The organism is Aureimonas sp. D3 (genome assembly GCF_001463805.1).
Classification (GTDB): Bacteria; Pseudomonadota; Alphaproteobacteria; order Rhizobiales; family Rhizobiaceae; genus Aureimonas; species Aureimonas ureilytica_A.
The window spans coordinates 18,908-31,884 of sequence record NZ_BBWM01000076.1 but is presented as its reverse complement, the minus strand read 5'-3'; the positions used below and the strand labels follow the sequence as shown (position 1 = coordinate 31,884).

Below are 12,977 nucleotides of genomic sequence, written 5' to 3'. Positions count from 1 at the left end.
AAACCCGCTGGTCATCGACCCGTGGCCTGCCATGGCTCTTGGGAAAGAACGGGCGAAGACGCTCCATCTGCTCGACCGTCAGCCAGTATAGATCGCTCATATCCAGTCCCCCCGTACGGAGCCTGAATCAGACGGCGCGCCTCAAATCAATGGGTCCTGACCCTAAGGGGGTACCCCTCCTGTAAAAGCGAGACGGACTGCCCGCAGGTTACAGCCCGCTTCGTGTTCGTTAGGTCTTCTTCGCCGCGACATCGACAAGCAAGAAACCGAACACAACAGCAACACCAGTCGCTGTCGGCCACGACCATGCATACGCTGGCGAGAAGCCCTCTAATGCAAATGTCAGTACGGGAAGAGCAGCCATCGTAACCATGACTGTATAGGGATCACAACGGCCTATTCCCATCTGCAGAAGATAGAGCGGCGCCAGGACGCTCACGACTGCGACGAGGAGAAGGGCAGCAGTTAAACTGCCAGACCACGGGATCGATGACCAGTCAGAGTTTAGCGAAAGGGCGAGCGACAGAGGTAGAATTAGGTAAAATCGATGTGCAAGGACTGCTCCAAACTTCCAACCTCGTTGCAGCAGCGCTCGCGATGACATGGTAATAAGGACAGCACCTATACCTGCGGCAACACTTGCTCCCAAGCCTAGCCAAGCCGATGGTCCAAAAGAGGCAAAGCCCGATCCCCGCAGCGCGGCAACGGCCAGAACTGCACACCCAGCAAGAATACCGAGACACACGACGACGCGCAGCCATGACGGTCGCTCTCCCGTGGTCAGCAAAGTTATGAGCACAACGACAAGCGGGCCGATACCGATCTCGACCGCCCCGACGATTGCTGGCTCGATCAACTTAAGAGCGAAGAAGAAGCATATGAAAGTCAGCGCTGTGCTGGCATTGAGAAGAACAAGCGCCCCCAAGGCCGGTGCTCCAACGCCTTTTCGTGAAAGAGCTAGGAAGAAGGCCGCTGTTAGGGCGAAGCTGAAGAAGACAAACAGATTAGAAGGAACGGATGTAAGCCAAGTTCCGAACGCGACCTTTCCAACCGCTTGTAGAAATACAGCGAGGATTATCATCACCCGACCGGAGCTGACGGAGGAAGGTATGGTCATTGAGTAGCCACCTAAAGGGGTCTTGCGCCTTTGGCGCCTTTCGCATGGTTCAGGGTGCGTTGAAAGGGTTTCGCTTTGGCTAGCGACAGCGGCATGGAAAGCAGGGCAGATAAGCTGTCGCATTGCTCATATTGCATGTCGCAAATCGTAAAGTCGACAACTCCCATTCTTGCTAACACACGGCCGCGCGCACGATCAGGGGTTGAGCTATGCGTCTAGGAATTGTCGGGTGTGGGCCAAGCGCGGTGGCCCTGATTGTAGGCTTGTCCTATGAGCGCACCGAAACTTCAGATGTGGTCGTCCTCGAAAAAGGAGACCCGCTTTCATCCGATTTTTTGAAGGCGGATGACGATGCGATCATCACGAACACGAGTGCAGGAATAACGTCTATCGTTCCGGGGAACGAGACCGATCTGATCGAATGGCTGGGCTTGGTAGCGCCGGCGTTGGCTCAATCGGCCTCGTTCATACCGCGCGGATTATATCGTAGATACCTGTCAGAAAGGCTCTCGCAAGCATGTGACCGCCTACGTTGGCAGGGAAAGAAGATCACCTTCATTCGAGGCTCTGTGAATGGGGTAGAAGCCCTCGGTGATGGAGATCTACGCCTATGGGCCAACGATCGCCACGAGGACGTTCAGGCGCTGGTCGTTGCGACAGGAGCCCAAGCCAAACCCACTCATCTCACCTTCAACGAAACGACACACATCGTTCAGAACCCCTACGCCGATCAGAGGTTTTTGCAGGACATGCGAGCTGGCGGCTCGGTTTTGATCCTGGGTTCCAAGCTTTCGGCTATCGACGCTGCAGTCCTTATCCTGAAGCACCGGCCCGATATGCGGGTCACGATGGCTTCCAAAAGCGGCATGTTGCCTTCGGTTCGAAGTGAGCTGCTCCGCTACGAAGCTCAGTTCTATAAGGTCGATCATTGGGAGCGGGTGACCCAAGGTGACCGGGTTCGCCGGTTAGCTCACCTCGCCCTAAAGGAGTTGCAGAGCAGACGAACGTCAGTCCGGCAGCCATGCGATCTACAAACCCCGTTGGGTCGCCTTCAGCACGAAATCACTCTGTGCCGCTCCGGACAGAACCGGTGGCAGCATGCCATTGCGCACCTGATCGAGGAGACAAACGAGGTTTGGAATCGCCTGACCGTGGAGGAACAGTTCAGATTGAAGGACATAGCGTCCGGCTTTATCGGACGATACGTCTCGTCCTTCCCCCTTCAGAATGCCTGCAAAATTGCAGAGGCAATGAAGGTGGGGCGTCTTTCGATTGTACCGATCCGGGAGGCGAACACAGGCAGAAACCTCGAGCACACTTTCGGGACATTCGATGCAGTGGTGAACTGCACGGGACTGGATGCCACATCGTACCGACGTAGCCCCCTGTGGCGACACTTGGCAGCCCTCGATTGCCGCTCGAACGTTCACGGCGGCATAGCAGCAGACCCACATTCGATGCGCCTTACGACCGAGGTTCCTAAACACCGGATCTACGGTATGGGAGCTCCTATCAGTGGGAGTCTCCTGGTGACGAATTATGTGCGCGCATCTGTGAAGCAGGCTGAGGCGATCATAGGTGATCTCCAAAATGTTCACCGATCCGCGAGCACTTCTAGAAAGGCTGCATGACCATGGCCCGAAACACGATCGTCATAGTGGATGGATATTCGACCGCCCGGGAGCTTGTCAGCGAACTCAATCTGCGGGGGGGCGACTGCTATCATATTCAGAGCGTCGCCACTCCCTCAGACCGTTTGGCAGCGTCCTTCGATGCGTCACCGTACCGATGTAATCTCGGCTTTCTAGGCACATTGGCGCAAGCCGCTACAGCTCTTGCCGAATTGGAGCCTTACGCTATCGTGGCTGGCTCTGAGCCAGGCGTGGAGTATGCAGAGGCTCTAGCCGCGCATATGGGCCTCCCCACTAACCGACCCGATCTTGCAAAGGCGCGCCGCAATAAGTTCGCTATGGCTCAAGCCGTAGAAGCCGCGGGACTTTCCGGCTCACGGCAGTCAATTGCTCATTCGGCCGAAGAGGCTGTAGCTTGGGCGCACTCGCAAAATTCATGGCCCTTAGTGGTCAAGCCTACGGAAAGTGCCGGCTCCGATGGCGTTGTGGTCTGTTATGACATAGAACAAGTGAAGGCTGCGACGGAGCGGGCTATCAGCGGCGAAAACCTCTTGGGGCTTCAGAACGCATCCGCTCTAGTTCAGACCTTTATCGATGGCGACCAGTATTTCGTGAACGTTGTCAGCTCGAATAGCCGGCATACCGTAACCGACGTCTGGCGCATGACCCTTCGGCCTGTCGCTGGCTTTTCAAATGCGATGGAGGACTGGTTCTTGGTGAACCCAAGGGATCCTGAAATCGCAAAGTTGGTGGGCTATACGCTTTCCGTTATCGACGCTCTTGGGATCGCGAATGGTCCCTCTGTTACCGAAGTTCGGTCGTCATCACAGGGTCCCACTTTGATCGAGACGGGGGCACGCTTGAACGGACCAACCATGGAGCGCGAGCCCTATCTAGCGGCAGGACTTCACGGGACGCAGGCATCCGCTCTAGCCGACCTCTTACTAAAACCGGATGAATTTCAAGCCACATGGATTGAGCGAGCAGAATGCGATCATAAGGCGTTCGCCAAATCTTTTTTCATTTTCACCGGACCTGGAGAGGTCACGTCAACACAAGGCCTCGCGCAGATTCAAAAACTAACATCCTATCATTCGATGTATCGGCGATTGAAAGTTGGAGACCGTGTATCCAAGACAATTGATACAGTTGGACGCGGTGGCGTCGTCTACTGGATTAATGAGTCGGCCTCTCAGTTGCGCGCTGACATCACAGAGTTCAGACGCCTAGACGATGCAATGGAACTTTACGCTGTATCCTACCAGCAAGAGGCAGCAGGCTAAGACCTGATGGTTCTAATCGCTGAGACGCAAGTGATGGTTCCGGTTAGCCGCGGTCGGCCACGATCCACTTCGGGACGCTCGGCAGCTGGGCCGAGAGCTGAAACAGCTGCTTCGCCACCACGGTGCCGTCGCGGGTGCCCGATCCTCATCGTGTTGGATCCGAGTGTTGCCTGAACGAACGGCGCGATTCCGGTCAACGGACAGGTCGAGCAATCAACCGATCCGTCCGCAAGGCTGGCGATCGCTGCGCGCGCTCGCCGCTCCCGGCATTGCCCCCTCATTCGCCAACCTTACGCCTTGAACCTCGCGCAAGCCGTAAGGCGCTCGACATGGGCGTTCATGCCGCCGGCATAGACCTCGGTTTCCAGGAACCGCGCCTCCTCGTTCATCGCGTCCTCGGAGATTTCGCGCCACCAGCATTTCGGCTGGCGCCCCGACCCGTCGCTCCAGCGATACCCCCGCGCTTTCAGAATGTCCTTTGTGTGGAAGGGCGAGCCGAGCGCGTGGACGCGAAGGCGCGGGGCCGCAGCCGAAGCCAGAAGCTGGCGAAAGGCGGGCTCGGCTTGCGTCCGCGAGGGCTGGGCGAGCACTTCGAGGAGCGCATGGCAATCGTCCACAGCCCGGTGCCCGTTGTGGAAATAGCCGCACTGACCGACGAGATAGCCGAGCTTGGTGCCCTCGAAGCCGAGCGCCGTCCAGTCCACCTCCGACACCGAGCAGGCCCAGGGCTTGGCCTCGAAGCCAGGGCAGAGCTTTTCGCAGAAGGGCCGATCGAAGCGAGCGTTGTGGGCAATCACGAGATCGGCGGGCTCGACGAAGCGACGAACCGCCTCGAGGTCGATGCGCCGTCCGGCGACCATCTCGTCCGTGATGCCGGTGATCCGGGTGATGTCGGGCGTGATCGGGCCCGTCGGCTGCTGCAGCTGGGAGAAGACCCCGACGACGTCGCGCACGCCGCTCTCGTCATAGGTGAAGGCGACCATGCCAAGCTCGATGACCTCGTGCGCGGCGTGGTCGAGGCCGGTCGTTTCCGTGTCGAGGACGATGCCAAGGCGTGGCCAGCCGCCCGGCGTGCGATCGGCTGGTGGACGGAGATGCGAGAGAACCTCGCGCGGCGCGAGCTTGCGCAACACGCGGTAGCGTCCGGTGCGCTCCAGACGCTCGACCATCATCGCCTCGCCCTCGGGCTTCGGTACAGGGGACGCCGTCGTCTTGGCGGCCGGAACACGACGCATGGGGACAGGCCGATGAGGCTCTGTGAAGGGCAGGGACGGGGCTACAGTGCTTCCGAACAAATCGATCTGCACGGACCGCTCGTTGGCCCCTGGCGTCTTGCGTCTCGTCATGTCGTCATCGCTTCGCCGCGTCCGGTCAACGGACGAGCTCGACTTTTACCCCAGCGGGCTTAGCAATGTCCTTCCAAGCCCGGTCCGTGGTCACGGCCGGAACGCCAAGGCTGCGAGCGAGCGCGAGGCAGAAGCGATCGCCGAGCGACAGACCGGCCTCCCTCGACAAGCCGCGCAACCGGGCCGCCTCTTCCGCGACCTCTTGGCCGACCGGCAGGACGGTGATGTCGAGATCGGACAGGTCCCGGATCGCTTCTTCTGCATCAAGACCGCGATCGACAAGCTTGGACAGAACCTCGGTGTAGTTGACGACTGAGATGTTGGCATCACCAAGACGGGCTTCGACCTTGTCGGCCCCCTTCTCGGAAAACAACAGACACAGGACGGCGGAGGCATCGAGAACGCAGGCCATGCCTTACTCGCCAGCCGCTTCCTGCCGACGATCGGCGATCAGCTCGTCCGCCACCGATCCATTCTCCGGGGCATAGTCCCGCAACTTGTCCTGCAAACGACGAAGGGCGGATCGTGCGGGTCGGATGCGAAGCTCCTCGCCATGCAGTTCGATCAGGACGGTATCGCCTTTCGCCAGACCCATCGATTTGCGAAAGGCGGCAGGAAGGATTACACGCCCGCCCTCTACGATCTTGCCTTTTGCCGCCGCCATCGCCGTAACCTCGCTGCACCTCGGACTCTTCGTTCCGGCTCATGACAAATATGCCAGATTGGCCGATTGGTGCACAAGATCGCGTGCGGTGCGGCGCCGTGCAAAAGCCTAGCTGAAGGTGAATTGCCCAATCTACTCCTATGCAGGCTGCGATAAATCGATCGTTTTTTAACACGTCCAAAATCACTAAGACATTGAATTTTGTATTCATTTCAAAGACGAGCTCAGGACATGACTGAGCTTCTTCGGCACGTTTGATCATCGTGGCTGTTTGCCTCAATCGGGCTGCCGATTGGAGAGTTTGGACACGTCAGCCTGTCCAAATGGTCGTCGCGAACATCGCGCAGGTTGTTAACGCCATGACGCTCGTCGCCATCCAGCCAAGAATTCTCAACAGGCCGCTTACAGCGAAAGGGCCCATGACATCGGTGCGGCAAGCGACCCGCATCATTGCCACCATGACCGGAACAGCCACCACCCCGTTGACCACGGCGCTCCAGAATAAGGCCCGCAGCGGGTCGATCGACGGCGTCAGGCTGATCGCCATTCCCACTAACGTGGCGAGAACCACGACGAGATAGAAAGCACGCGCCTCTTGCACCTCGCGGCTGAACCCGACGGGCCACTGCCGCGCCTCGCCGATCGCATAGGCGGCCGAGCCTGCGAGAACAGGCACGGCGAGCAGTCCGACGCCGATGACGCCTAACGTGAATACAAGGCTGGCGAAACGCCCTGCAATGGGCCGCAGCGCGTCCGCCGCCTGAGCCGAGGTCCCAATATCCAGCATTCCGTTGGCGTGAAAGGCGCCCGCAGCCGTGCCGAGGACGGCGAGCGCGACGCCGTTGGAAAAGGCCATGCCAGCGATCGTGTCGAGTTCGATGCGATGCAGGGCGCGATCGGCCTGCTCAGGCGAGCCGAGAAGATCGTGGCGGCGGGGGTGGGCGTGAAGGTCTTCGACCTCCTCGGCCGACTGCCAGAAAAAGAGATAGGGGCTAATCGTCGTGCCGAGCAGGGCAACCAGCGTCGTCCAGACGTCGTGCCCTCCGCCGATTTTCGGCCAGAGCGTATCCAGGCCGAATTGCACCCAGTCGATCCTGGTGACGGCGAGCGCGCCGAAGTAGAAGAGCAACGCTGCCGTCAGCCATTTCAGAACGGCGACATATCGCGTGTATACGAGGACAAGCTGCATGCTGAGGCAGAGCGTGCCGAAGAAGAGCACGGCGGTCCAACGCGGCAATTCGGGCAGGAGCAAAGCCGCGGCGTCGCCCATGCCGCTGAGATCGGCGCCGAGATTGAACGTGTTGGCGAGAAGCAGCAGGACCACCGTGCCCTGCAGCAGCCAGGGTGGGGCGTGGAGGCGCAGGACCCCGGCGATCCCATGGCCGGTGACGCGGCCGATCCGGGCGGAGATCATCTGCACAGCCACCATCAGCGGATAAGAGTAAAGGAGCACCCAAGCCAGGCCGTAGCCGAAGGCGGCGCCAGCCTGTGCGTAGGTCGCGATGCCGCTGGGGTCGTCGTCGGAGGCTCCGGTAATAAGGCCGGGGCCAAGTACTTTGAGGATGCGCGGCTTCGACGGACCGACCACCGGACTCGGATTCTCGCTGTCGTCGTCTTCAATGATTTGGCCGCTCACTGCCCTGCGCCCTTGCCTCGCTTCGTGCGCTGCCAATGTGGGCAACGTGACGCCAGCTTCATTAAAACCACCGCAAGATGCGTTGATCCTGGTCAAGGTGAGAGGAACGCGAGGGCGCATCGTCTGGCGAACAGTGCCCGTCCCAGCTCCACAATTCTTGGCGCTGCCTGCATCCAGCCCTCGCTCGGAAACACAGCGAGCCCAGCCGCAAGCGGAGCCGACCTCCGTGTCGCAGCGGAATCGAGGCGGGCGGACGCCCCGACGTTTGACCCGCGACCGTCTACAAGGAGGCCAGAATGAGCCTGTTTTCAGAACGTGAAACCGCCTTCGAAGAACAATTCGCTCGTGAGGAGGAGGTGGCCTTTCTATTGCGCGTTGCGCGCGAGCGACGCTTCGGTCTTTGGGCCGCGACCCGAATGGGTCTCGATGAGCAGGCAGGGCCCGCCTATGCTCGCTCGCTGGTCGAAGCCGCCGTGAGGGGCGACACCGAGGCGCAGATCGTTGCCCGTGTACAGCGCGATCTGGGTGCCGCCGGCGTCATGGCCACGCCGAACGAGTTAGGTCAGGCCATGACGCTGGCGAACGAAGGGGCGCGGCGACAGATTGTCGGCGCCGATCCGGAAGCCTCCGGGACGGGCTGACGCCCGGACCGACGTTCGGGCTCGGGTTTGATCCGCGTCAAGGAGGCGGCCTTCGCGCTCCTTATCCTGGGGAAGAAAGTGCGGCTCACCGCCTTTCCTCTCACAGGAGAAACCGAGATGTTGGACACCACCCTTCGTCGAACCGTCATGGACGCCCTGGAGTTCGAGCCGAGCATCGACGCCGCCGATATCGGCGTCGCGGTCGAGAACGGCATCGTCACCCTGACTGGCCATGTGCCGACCTTCTCCCAGAAGGCGACGACCGAGCGCATCGTGATGCGTGTCAAGGGCGTGACGGGCGTCGCCGAGAAGATCGAGGTACGCCCGCTGGGGACGCATCGCACGGCCGACGACGAGATCGCCCGCCGCGCCGTTAACACGCTCAATTGGAACACCGCCGTGCCGGCCAACGCCGTCAAGGTAAAGGTCGAGGGTGGCTGGGTCACGCTGTCAGGCAAGGTGGAATGGCAGTACCAGCGCGTGGCCGCCTATGACGCGGTCAAGACGCTGCTGGGCGTCATCGGCGTCGCCAATCTGATCGAGCTGACGCCGCGCGTGCAGCCCGCCGACGTCAAGAAGCGGATCGAGGACGCCCTCAAGCGCGACGCGGCCCTGGAGGCCAAGGCGATCGACGTCGACGTCCATCATGGCGAGGTCACGCTGTCGGGCCGTGTGCGCGCCTGGCCCGAGCGCCATGCGGTGGAATCGGCCGCCTGGTCGGCGCCGGGCGTCCGGCACGTCACCGACAATATCACGGTCGCCTCGTAATCCCGGCCGGGAGGATCGCGGTCCTCCCTTCGCCTGCATTCGCGCAGAAACAGACAAAGGAGAATGACGATGGTCGAATCCGCCACCAAGCTTCCCGTCAAATCCGAAAAGCCGACCGGCCGGACGCTGGCGGGAGCGCCCGCCGGCAACTGGCCGCCGCTCGAGGCCTGGCGTCATGACATGGATCAGCTGTTCGATCGCTTGGTCGCCCGCTCGCCCTTCGCGCGCCGACTGCCGCTGGCCTTCGAGCGCGGCCTGTCGGACGCGCGCTTCTTTCCCGCCGTGCCTGCGATGGACGTCTTGGAACACGAAGACGCCTACGAGATCACTGCCGAGTTGCCTGGGCTTGACGAGAAGAACATCGAGGTGAAGCTGTCCAACGACACGCTGACCATCACCGGCGAAAAGAAGCAGGCTGACGAGGAGCAGCGCAAGGACGTCTACCTTTCGGAGCGTCGCTACGGGTCCTTCTCGCGCAGCCTTGCGCTGCCGAGGGGCGTCGATCGCGCCAGGATCGAGGCGACCTTCGCCAAAGGCGTGCTGACGCTGCGTCTGCCCAAGACCCGCGAGGCCATGGCCGAGGAACAGCGCATCGAGGTCAAGGCCTCCTGACGGTCGGCCCCCCCGCGAGGCGGCGCGGCCGAACCCGCGCCACCCTGCCGGGCGCTCGATGAGCTGGGAACGAAACCTTCAGGCGGAGGAGGGGCAAGCGATTTTTCGTCCGTGGGCGAGGAGCGAAGCGCAGTCTATGCCGATGGCCGGTTCCCCGCCGCAACCGGCCTCAAGCCGTCATGGTCGCCAGATCGATCGTCGCGATCGTCAGTGTCGGATCGTCCGGGCAGGAATGGATTTCGAAGCCGGCCTCGTGTTCGAGATCGAGGGTGACGGCGTTCTCGCGGCTTTCCACGGATCGCACCGTCCGGTAGCCCTGGCGTCTGGCATGGGCCAGCCCGTATTGCAGCAGCGACCAGCCGATGCCGTGCCCCTTGCGGTCGCTGCGCACGGTGATGGCGATCTCGCCTTCGCGCCCGCCCGCGTCGCCGACGAACAAGGCGCTGGCGACCGGCTCGCCTGTCTCGTCGAAGGCGAGGAAACTGGCCGAGCCCGGCCCTTCGGGCGCCAACAGCGCGCCGAGGCGGCCATGATCGACATGCCGCATGGTGCTGAAGAAGCGAAAGCGCAGGTCCGCCTGCGACACATGGTCGAACAAGGCCTGGAGGACCGGCTCGTCCGCCGGGCCGACCGGGCGCACCCGGAGGCGTCCTCCCCCGCGTGGGTGAAGGATCTCGCCTCCGCCTGGGTTCGTCCGCTCCGAAGCCGCAACCTCTGCCGTCATGATCGCCTCCCGTTTTCTGGTGCAAGGGGCCGGCTGCCGTCCTCCCGGCCCCGCTGGATGGATCGCCCGCCCGGCGGCGGCTCGTCTAATGAAGAGCCGGCAGCATCTTGTCGGGCAGGGGCCGCTCGCAGTCCGGCGGACGGGCGACCCGGACATGGACGACATGGCCCATGCGCCGGACGCGCCGGGCGTCGGCCGCCGCCGAATGCAGGGCGTCGCGGCGGCTGTCGAACTCGCCGCAGGGAAACCCGCCGAAGCAGATCGTCCAGTGCTTGCCCTTGGGTTGGACGCGATAGACGAGCACGCAGTGTTGCATGGCAACCTCCTTGAGAGCCGGGGAAAGAACCCCGCGGCGGAGAGCCGGCGAGGGACTTCTGTTCCCGGCAAGGCGCCGAGCGGAGGCACTGCAGGGCAGGGCCAAGCATCGGCAACGACGATCGGGGGCGGACGGACTCGACGGATCGACCCGCAGGGTTGTGTCCCTGGTTCCTAGTGAGCGAGCAGCGTCGGCACATGAGCCTCTTCCAGAAGCTCGCGCGTGACGCCGCCCAGAAACCATTCGCGCAGGCGCGAGCGCCCATAGGCCCCGGTCACCAGGAGCCCCGCTCCGGTGATGTCGACTTCGTTGAGCAGCGCCTTGGCCGGATGCTCCCAGCGCGGCAGGTGCCGGACCTCGAGCCTGACCCCGTGCCGCGCGAGATGGCGCGCGATGTCGGCGGACGGCTCGCGGCCGACCTCCTCCCCGGACGGATTCTCCTCGACGGTGACGAGATGCACGAGGCTGGCGCGCTGGAGGAAGGGCAGGGCCCCTTGCACGGCGCGGAAGCATTCCGGCGTGTTCTTCCAGCCGACGACCACCGGGGCTTCGAGGTCGATCGCGCTCCTCTGCGGCGGGACGACGAGGGCGGGGGTGCCGCTGCCGAAGAGCACGGCCTCCAGGAGATCTGCGGTCCGCACCGTGCCATCATAGGGCCGCGCCGTGACCACGAGATCGACGCTGCACGCCAGGCTCGCCAGAGACGCTTCCAGTTCGACTCGGAAAGCCTCGATCCGGCGCAGCTCGAACGTGTGGCCGGTTCGCTCGAGGCGCTGCGTCAGGATACCGGCCGTGCGGTCCGCCGCCTCCTCGTCGAGTTGCAGGACTTCGTAGGGCTGCACGGCCAAGGGCTCGGCGACATAGACCTGCGGCAGGCTGATCTCGTTCACCAGAACCGCTTCCAGATGGGTTCCGAAGGCGGTGGCGACGCAGTCGGCGGCGTTGGCGATCCTCTCGTCGGCGTCCGACCCGTCGAACAGCAGCATCGCGTCTCGAACGCTGCGCCGTTCCGCCGGGGCGGGGGCGGGCGCGGGGTCCGGGGCTCCCGATGTCGTGAGAAGGGGGGCAACGGCGCTCATGGGGCAGGTCCTTTCCTTGGATGCGGAGGAGATCGGCCGGGCGAGGCGTGTCTCGTTTGGCCGAGCGATGCGGCCAGTGTGCCACCGGGCCTTCGGCCCCGCTTTGATCTGGCTCAATCGGACGGGCTCTCGGAAAAAATTGCGCGGGGCCGGCTGGCCGGGCCTTTTCGCCATGGCCCCCGAGGGCGAGCCTCGCGGCCCCCCCGTCCGCAAGGACGCTCGCGAGGGCTCGACCAAACGAGCGCACCGGCCGCGAGGATCGGGGCCGGAAGTCCACCGCCTCTCAGTGCGACAGGAGACAGGGGCAGGGCGTGAATTGCAGCAGCGAGCGGGTGATGCCGCCGAAGAACCATTCCCGAAGGCGGCTATGGCCATAGGCACCGGCCACGATCAGGTCCGCGCCCATCGCATTGGCCTGGTTGAAGATCTCGTTCTCGATCGAGCCCGTATAGGTCGGGAGATAGCGGGCGCGCGCCTGCACGCCGTGCCGCGCGAGATAGGTGCCGGCATCGGTCAGGCCTTCGCCGCCCGAATCCTGTGCGATGGCGACGATCTGCACCTCTTCGGCGCGCGTGAGGAAGGGCAGGGCGTCGGCCAGGGCGCGGCGGGCCTCGCGGGAATTGTTCCAGGCCACCAGCGCGAAGCGCGCCTCGTCGCGTCGATCGCCCGGGGGGACGACGAGGATGGGCCGCCCGGACTTCATCGCCACGGCCCCCGCATCAACCGCCATGGGGCCGGGGTCCGGATCGCCGGGGCCGCGCCGGCCCAGAACGGTCAGATCGGCAAGGCCGGCATGCTGGAGGGCGAAGGCGTTGGGATCGCACTGGCGCTCCAGCCAGTCCGCCGCGCCGCCGCAGGATCGATGAAACAGCGCCTTGGCCTCGGCGAGATGCGTGCGCGCGCTCTCCTCTTCGGCGGCGAGAACCACCTGGTATCCGCCATCCGCGCCGCCGGCATAGGCGGAAACGGGAATGCCCTGCGCGGCGAAGCCAACCAAGCGCGCGTCGAAGCGGCGGGCGATGCGCGCGGCCAGCGCGACGCGCTCGGCAGTGCCGGCACCACCGTCGACGCTGACCGCAACGGTTGCGAAACGAAGTCTCGTGTCCATCTCGTTCTCCTTCCGTCATGCCCCATTCTGGGCCGGAAGGGAGGGGGCCGCC

14 protein-coding genes and 1 pseudogene are annotated in these 12,977 nt (G+C 63.1%); 5 read left to right on the top strand and 10 right to left on the bottom strand.

Going from position 1 to position 12,977, the window contains the following annotated elements:
• Positions 1-100, bottom strand: a pseudogene (locus AUL36_RS24040) (IS5/IS1182 family transposase); the annotation flags it as partial.
• Between the two features lie 129 nt (positions 101-229).
• Positions 230-1,117: a DMT family transporter gene (locus AUL36_RS23510; RefSeq protein ID WP_244497195.1), complete on the bottom strand. Its 888-nt coding sequence runs from the start codon at positions 1,115-1,117 to the stop codon at positions 230-232.
• 209 nt (positions 1,118-1,326) lie between these two features.
• Between AUL36_RS23510 and AUL36_RS22105 the strand changes: the two genes are divergently transcribed.
• Both AUL36_RS22105 and AUL36_RS22100 read left to right on the top strand, forming a co-directional pair.
• Positions 1,327-2,748, top strand: coding sequence for an FAD/NAD(P)-binding protein (locus AUL36_RS22105; protein ID WP_082656019.1), 1,422 nt, complete (start codon positions 1,327-1,329; stop codon positions 2,746-2,748).
• A 2-nt stretch (positions 2,749-2,750) separates the two neighbouring features.
• A complete protein-coding gene (locus tag AUL36_RS22100) occupies positions 2,751-4,031 on the top strand; it encodes an ATP-grasp domain-containing protein (RefSeq protein ID WP_210168882.1) in 1,281 nt (426 codons plus the stop codon).
• A gap of 290 nt (positions 4,032-4,321) precedes the next feature.
• Here the strand turns inward: AUL36_RS22100 and AUL36_RS22095 are convergent, their stop codons facing one another.
• The 4 genes from AUL36_RS22095 to AUL36_RS22080 form a co-directional block, all read right to left on the bottom strand.
• Positions 4,322-5,377 carry a 3'-5' exonuclease gene (locus AUL36_RS22095; RefSeq protein ID WP_374700798.1) on the bottom strand — a complete coding sequence of 352 codons (1,056 nt, stop codon included), beginning with the start codon at positions 5,375-5,377 and terminating at the stop codon, positions 4,322-4,324.
• Positions 5,378-5,402: 25 nt separating this feature from the next.
• Positions 5,403-5,789 carry a type II toxin-antitoxin system VapC family toxin gene (locus AUL36_RS22090; RefSeq protein ID WP_062224314.1) on the bottom strand — a complete coding sequence of 129 codons (387 nt, stop codon included), beginning with the start codon at positions 5,787-5,789 and terminating at the stop codon, positions 5,403-5,405.
• Positions 5,790-5,792: 3 nt separating this feature from the next.
• The gene (locus AUL36_RS22085; protein ID WP_019997403.1) at positions 5,793-6,041 is read right to left on the bottom strand and encodes an AbrB/MazE/SpoVT family DNA-binding domain-containing protein; all 249 of its coding nucleotides are present in this window, start codon (positions 6,039-6,041) and stop codon (positions 5,793-5,795) included.
• Between the two features lie 310 nt (positions 6,042-6,351).
• A complete protein-coding gene (locus AUL36_RS22080; RefSeq protein WP_062224312.1) occupies positions 6,352-7,677 on the bottom strand; it encodes an NRAMP family divalent metal transporter in 1,326 nt (441 codons plus the stop codon).
• A gap of 296 nt (positions 7,678-7,973) precedes the next feature.
• Here AUL36_RS22080 and AUL36_RS22075 point away from each other — a divergent pair, with 296 nt between their 5' ends.
• The 3 genes from AUL36_RS22075 to AUL36_RS22065 all read left to right on the top strand — a co-directional run bounded on the left by AUL36_RS22075 (position 7,974) and on the right by AUL36_RS22065 (position 9,698).
• On the top strand, positions 7,974-8,318 hold the full coding sequence (locus AUL36_RS22075; RefSeq protein ID WP_062224310.1) for a DUF1476 domain-containing protein: 345 nt from the start codon (positions 7,974-7,976) through the stop codon (positions 8,316-8,318).
• A 117-nt stretch (positions 8,319-8,435) separates the two neighbouring features.
• On the top strand, positions 8,436-9,086 hold the full coding sequence (locus AUL36_RS22070) for a BON domain-containing protein (protein WP_062224326.1): 651 nt from the start codon (positions 8,436-8,438) through the stop codon (positions 9,084-9,086).
• Positions 9,087-9,155: 69 nt separating this feature from the next.
• Positions 9,156-9,698, top strand: coding sequence for an Hsp20/alpha crystallin family protein (locus AUL36_RS22065; RefSeq protein WP_062224323.1), 543 nt, complete (start codon positions 9,156-9,158; stop codon positions 9,696-9,698).
• A gap of 169 nt (positions 9,699-9,867) precedes the next feature.
• Here the strand turns inward: AUL36_RS22065 and AUL36_RS22060 are convergent, their stop codons facing one another.
• The 4 genes from AUL36_RS22060 to AUL36_RS22045 form a co-directional block, all read right to left on the bottom strand.
• Positions 9,868-10,338 (bottom strand): GNAT family N-acetyltransferase, encoded by a 471-nt coding sequence (locus AUL36_RS22060; protein ID WP_062224308.1) that lies wholly within the window; start codon positions 10,336-10,338, stop codon positions 9,868-9,870.
• Positions 10,339-10,507: 169 nt separating this feature from the next.
• Positions 10,508-10,738 carry a hypothetical protein gene (locus AUL36_RS22055; RefSeq protein ID WP_062224301.1) on the bottom strand — a complete coding sequence of 77 codons (231 nt, stop codon included), beginning with the start codon at positions 10,736-10,738 and terminating at the stop codon, positions 10,508-10,510.
• A 173-nt stretch (positions 10,739-10,911) separates the two neighbouring features.
• A complete protein-coding gene (locus AUL36_RS22050) occupies positions 10,912-11,817 on the bottom strand; it encodes a universal stress protein (RefSeq protein WP_192843895.1) in 906 nt (301 codons plus the stop codon).
• Between the two features lie 283 nt (positions 11,818-12,100).
• Positions 12,101-12,925: a universal stress protein gene (locus AUL36_RS22045; RefSeq protein WP_062224297.1), complete on the bottom strand. Its 825-nt coding sequence runs from the start codon at positions 12,923-12,925 to the stop codon at positions 12,101-12,103.
• Between the last annotated feature and the right edge of the window lie 52 nt (positions 12,926-12,977).

Excerpts from the sequence above, each read along its gene's own strand:
- AUL36_RS23510 (WP_244497195.1), bottom strand. The coding sequence starts at position 1,117 with ATGACCATACCTTCCTCCGTCAGCTCCGGTCGGGTGATGATAATCCTC.
- AUL36_RS22105 (WP_082656019.1), top strand. The coding sequence starts at position 1,327 with ATGCGTCTAGGAATTGTCGGGTGTGGGCCAAGCGCGGTGGCCCTGATT.
- AUL36_RS22100 (WP_210168882.1), top strand. The coding sequence starts at position 2,751 with ATGGCCCGAAACACGATCGTCATAGTGGATGGATATTCGACCGCCCGG.
- AUL36_RS22095 (WP_374700798.1), bottom strand. The coding sequence starts at position 5,377 with ATGACGAGACGCAAGACGCCAGGGGCCAACGAGCGGTCCGTGCAGATC.
- AUL36_RS22090 (WP_062224314.1), bottom strand. The coding sequence starts at position 5,789 with ATGGCCTGCGTTCTCGATGCCTCCGCCGTCCTGTGTCTGTTGTTTTCC.
- AUL36_RS22085 (WP_019997403.1), bottom strand. The coding sequence starts at position 6,041 with ATGGCGGCGGCAAAAGGCAAGATCGTAGAGGGCGGGCGTGTAATCCTT.
- AUL36_RS22075 (WP_062224310.1), top strand. The coding sequence starts at position 7,974 with ATGAGCCTGTTTTCAGAACGTGAAACCGCCTTCGAAGAACAATTCGCT.
- AUL36_RS22070 (WP_062224326.1), top strand. The coding sequence starts at position 8,436 with ATGTTGGACACCACCCTTCGTCGAACCGTCATGGACGCCCTGGAGTTC.
- AUL36_RS22065 (WP_062224323.1), top strand. The coding sequence starts at position 9,156 with ATGGTCGAATCCGCCACCAAGCTTCCCGTCAAATCCGAAAAGCCGACC.
- AUL36_RS22055 (WP_062224301.1), bottom strand. The coding sequence starts at position 10,738 with ATGCAACACTGCGTGCTCGTCTATCGCGTCCAACCCAAGGGCAAGCAC.
- AUL36_RS22050 (WP_192843895.1), bottom strand. The coding sequence starts at position 11,817 with ATGAGCGCCGTTGCCCCCCTTCTCACGACATCGGGAGCCCCGGACCCC.
- AUL36_RS22045 (WP_062224297.1), bottom strand. The coding sequence starts at position 12,925 with ATGGACACGAGACTTCGTTTCGCAACCGTTGCGGTCAGCGTCGACGGT.